The sequence below is a fragment of the Selenomonas sp. WCT3 genome (genome assembly GCA_900100835.1).
GTDB classification, from domain to species: domain Bacteria; phylum Bacillota; class Negativicutes; order Selenomonadales; family Selenomonadaceae; genus Selenomonas_A; species Selenomonas_A ruminantium_E.
In genome coordinates this window covers 1-4,149 of record FNCM01000027.1, presented here as the reverse complement: position 1 = coordinate 4,149, position 4,149 = coordinate 1, and the positions used below count along the sequence as shown (strand labels likewise).

Genomic DNA, 4,149 nt, shown 5'->3' with positions numbered 1-4,149 from the left:
TTTCGTCGGAAAAATTCTACCGTCCAAGCGAAGCGCGTTTTGGATTTTTCCGATGCTTAATTAACGATAAAAATTTCGTTTAGGAAAATATCTCCCGCGTAGTGTTGGCACTGCCCCTAGCGGCGGCGAAGAGTTGCCTCGAACTTGAACGCACTAACCGATAAACTGCAATTTGTAAAAAGCGCATGGATAATTTCACAGAAGCCCCCATAAGTTAGACGAATCTAGCTAACTTATGGGGGCTTTTGTATTTTATGTCACCGTAAAGGGATTTTTCACGGTCTCTTTTTGATTATTTGATTTCGCCGATATCCATGCTGATATCAAGGGCTTTGACGCTGTGGGTAAGGGCGCCGACGGAGATGATGTCGACGCCGCTTTGAGCGGCAGCGGCAAGGGTGGTTTCGTCGATGCCGCCGGAGGCTTCGACAATGGCGCGGTGGTCGATGAGTTTTACAGCTTCGGCCATCTTGGCCGGGGCCATATTATCCAGCATGATGACATCGGCGCCGCCTTCGAGGGCTTCCTTGACGCCTGCGATATCTTCTACTTCGATTTCGATTTTGGTCATATGGGAGGCATAGGCATGGGCCCGGTCGAGGGCTTCCTTGATGCCGCCGGCTACCTGGATGTGGTTGTCCTTAATGAGGATGGCATCGTATAGGCCCAGGCGATGATTGGCACCGCCGCCGACTTTGACGGCGTATTTATCCAGCAGGCGCAGGCCCGGCGTGGTCTTGCGCGTGTCGACGAGTTTGGCGCCAAAGGGTGCGGCGATGGCGGCGAGTTTATGGGTGCGGGTGGCAACCCCCGACAGGTGCTGCAAAAGGTTTAGTGCCAGCCGCTCACCGGACAGCAGGGTGCGAGCCTTGCCATCGATGGTGGCAATGACAGAGGCGGGGGTGAGTTCGGCGCCGTCTTCGAGCTGGGCGGTGAATTTTATCGTGGGGTCAAGCAGCGTAAAGACGCGCTGGGCGATCTCGATACCGGCGAGGATGCCCGTGTCTTTGGCATGGATGATGGCGTGGGCTGTAGCCGTTTCGGGAACGGTGGCAAGACTGGTGATGTCACCGCTGCCAATATCTTCCTGAAGCCAGGCGATGATTTTGGAATCGAGGTCTAACATGGTCATAGCTGAAATGTTCCTTTCGTTATAGGGCAAAGCCGATGGAAGCTGCCGCTATTTTTTCGTCGTTTATATTTTTGGCATCATCATATACCTGCCATTTATCGCTAAAGTGTTTTCGGTAGGCATCGTCTTTTTCGGGGAAATCGCTGCGGTAATGGGCACCGCGGCTTTCTTGGCGGCGCAGGGCCGCTTTGACAATCAGCAGGTCGCAGGTCAGGCGGGCGCGCAGGTCAAGTTCCTCCGGGGTATGAGCGGCACAGCCTTCGTAGCGCTTGGCAAGGTTACGGAGTTTTTCTTCGCCGCAGGCGAGTTCCGTGGCATTGCGGGTGATACCAAGATAACGGCTCATGATTTGCTGGCTGAGGCTGCTGTCCTCGGCAACCAATTCCAGTGGTGTTTCGGCAAGGGATTCTTCCTGCCAATAGAGGCCGCTGTCCGCTTGGGACAGGCGCGTTTTGCCGATGATGGTGGCAACGCGGCGGCCGAATACCAAGCCTTCCAGCAGGCTGTTGCTGGCCAGGCGGTTGGCTCCCTGCAGGCCTGTGCAGGCAGCTTCGCCACAGGCGTAGAGGCCTTTTAGATTCGTGCGGCCCCAGGTGTCCGTTTCGATGCCACCCATCATATAGTGGGCAGCGGGGGCGATGGGGATTAAATCCTTTTCGATATCCACGCCGTATTCGCGGCAGGTGGCGGCAATCATGGGGAAGAGCTTGGCGGCATCTTTGATGTGACGGGCATCCAGCCAGATATGGGTGGCATTGGCTTTGGTCATTTCCTGGAAGATACAGCGGGCTACGACGTCCCGTGGGGCAAGTTCCGCCATGGGATGAAGGGCTGGCATGAAGCGTTTTCCGTCAAGATTTAGGAGATGGGCCCCGGCCCCGCGGACGGCTTCGGAAATCAGGAAATTCGGGCAGCCGGAAAGGGCCAGTGCCGTGGGATGGAATTGGACAAATTCCATATCGGCTAAAGCGGCGCCTGCCCGGGCTGCCAGGGCTGCGCCGCTGCCCGTGGCACCTTCCGGGTTGGTGGTGTGCAGGAACAGGCGGCCCAGTCCGCCAGTGGCCAGTACTATATGCTGGGCGCGCAGGCAGATTTTTCGGCCATGCCAGAGAGCGGTGGCCCCATAACAGCGGCCTTCATGGGTAAGCAGGTCAACGATATAGCAGCCTTCCAGGGTGCGGATGTTGGGTTCCGTGGCGGCCAGTACATTTAAGGCCCGGGCCACTTCGGCACCGGTGGCATCGCCGTGACTGTGGACAATGCGGTGGCGGCTGTGGCAGCCTTCGCGGCCAAGGGCGAGACTGCCATCTGCAGTGCGGTCGAATTCAGCGCCGTTGTCTGCCAGCCAGCGGATGTCGTCAGGGCCTTCGGTTACTACGAGATGGGATACCGCTTCGTCGCTTAGTCCGGCCCCGGCGGTAAGGGTATCCTGCAGATGCAGAGCAGGATTGTCGTCTTTGCCGAAGGCGGCGGCAATCCCCCCCTGTGCCTTGGCGGTGTTGCTATCCGACAGTGTATCGCGGACGGCGAGCAGTACATGGTGGCCGCGGCGTGCCAGCCGGACGGCTGCGGTAAGGCCCGCAACGCCGGAACCGACTACCAGGCATTCGGTAGTGCGGGTTTCCATGTTGCGGGTGTTGAAATTCATCAGATATCGTTGCATGGTTCATTACCCCTTTATGGCAAGCATTTTTTCCAGTGCGGCTGCCGAGCGTTCGCGGATCTCGTCTGGAACGACAATGCGTGGTTCGAGTGTTTTTAAGGCATCCCGTATTTTTTCCAGGGTGGTTTTCTTCATGTTGGTGCAGAGCAGGCGGCGGGAGGCAAGGTGAAATTGTTTGTTTGGGCAGCGCTCGGACAGTTCATACAGGACACCTTCCTCGGTGGCAATGATGAATTCTGTGGCTTCGCTCTTCTCTGCGTAGTTTATGATGCCGCTGGTGCTGCCGATGTAGTCGGCCAGTTCACGAACCTCGGCACGGCACTCGGGATGCATGAGAACTAAGGCGTTTGGGTATTTTATTTTGGCCATGCGGATATCGGTAACGGTAAGCATTCCGTGAATAGGACAGCCTCCTTGCCATTTCAACAGGGAGCGGTTGCACTGCTCTTCGGCCCAGGAGGCGAGATTGCGGTCCGGGACGAAAATGACTTCTTTGTCTTTGGGAAGAGAGGCGACAACAGCGGCAGCATTGGAAGAGGTACAGCAGATGTCGCTCATGGCTTTAACCGAAGCCGGCGTGTTCACATAGGAGACGATGAGGGCATGGGGATTGTCCATTTTGGCCTGACGAACCTGTCCCTCGATGGCGTTGGTGAACATTTGACAGCCCGCATCAGCGGCTGGCAGCAGGGTGATTTTGTCTGGCGACAGGATGTTGGCGGTTTCCGCCATGAAGCGGACGCCGGCAAATACAATAACCTCCGCATCGGTTTCGGCCGCTTGGCGGGAAAGTCCATAGGAGTCGCCGGTAAAATCGGCAATTTCCTGAATTTCTTCTGGCTGGTAGACATGAGCAAGGATAATCGCCTTGCGCTCCTTTTTCAGTCGCATGATTTCGTCGATGATATCTTCCATAATAACGCTCCATTTTTTTGTAAAGTAAATAACATTGTCTACTGTCATGACAGTAGACAATGTTATTATAAACACAAATATTGCTGGTGGCAAGAAAAAGCTAGAGAATACAGCTCAAATTCCCATTTATCGAGTAGTTCGTAAGGTCGTGTTCGCGGCAAATCGCCGGCGGCGGGGGATACAGTACCAACGCTTCACCGGTGACAACCCGCTACAAGAAATTTTTGCCTTTTAATTAAGAGTTGGAAAACAGTTAAGCGCGCTTCGCTTGGACGAAACTGCTTTTCCAACGAGAACGCAGGCAAAAATTTCTTGCTTCACGCGGAACGTCAAGGCTCCGCTTATGGTACTGTATCCCCCGCCGCCTAGGTTAGAGCCGTCACAAAACTGCCTTCCCCTCTGGGGAAGGTGCCCCGTCAGGGGCGGATGAGGTGGCACC

At 55.6% G+C, this 4,149-nt stretch carries 3 protein-coding genes; all 3 read right to left on the bottom strand.

Going from position 1 to position 4,149, the window contains the following annotated elements; translation table 11 throughout:
• Positions 1-292: 292 nt before the first annotated feature.
• The 3 genes from nadC to nadA are packed head-to-tail and all read right to left on the bottom strand — an operon-like array spanning position 293 to position 3,710.
• A complete protein-coding gene (nadC, locus tag BLQ36_RS13100; protein WP_074515999.1) occupies positions 293-1,132 on the bottom strand; it encodes a carboxylating nicotinate-nucleotide diphosphorylase in 840 nt (279 codons plus the stop codon).
• Between the two features lie 19 nt (positions 1,133-1,151).
• Complete coding sequence (locus tag BLQ36_RS13095) at positions 1,152-2,795, bottom strand: L-aspartate oxidase (protein ID WP_074515998.1); 1,644 nt, start codon at positions 2,793-2,795, stop codon at positions 1,152-1,154.
• 6 nt (positions 2,796-2,801) lie between these two features.
• Positions 2,802-3,710 (bottom strand): quinolinate synthase NadA, encoded by a 909-nt coding sequence (gene nadA / locus BLQ36_RS13090; protein WP_074515997.1) that lies wholly within the window; start codon positions 3,708-3,710, stop codon positions 2,802-2,804.
• Positions 3,711-4,149 lie beyond the last annotated feature (439 nt).

Coding starts and splice junctions, on each gene's coding strand:
- BLQ36_RS13095 (WP_074515998.1), bottom strand. CDS start 2,795: ATGCAACGATATCTGATGAATTTCAACACCCGCAACATGGAAACCCGC.
- nadC (WP_074515999.1), bottom strand. CDS start 1,132: ATGACCATGTTAGACCTCGATTCCAAAATCATCGCCTGGCTTCAGGAA.
- nadA (WP_074515997.1), bottom strand. CDS start 3,710: ATGGAAGATATCATCGACGAAATCATGCGACTGAAAAAGGAGCGCAAG.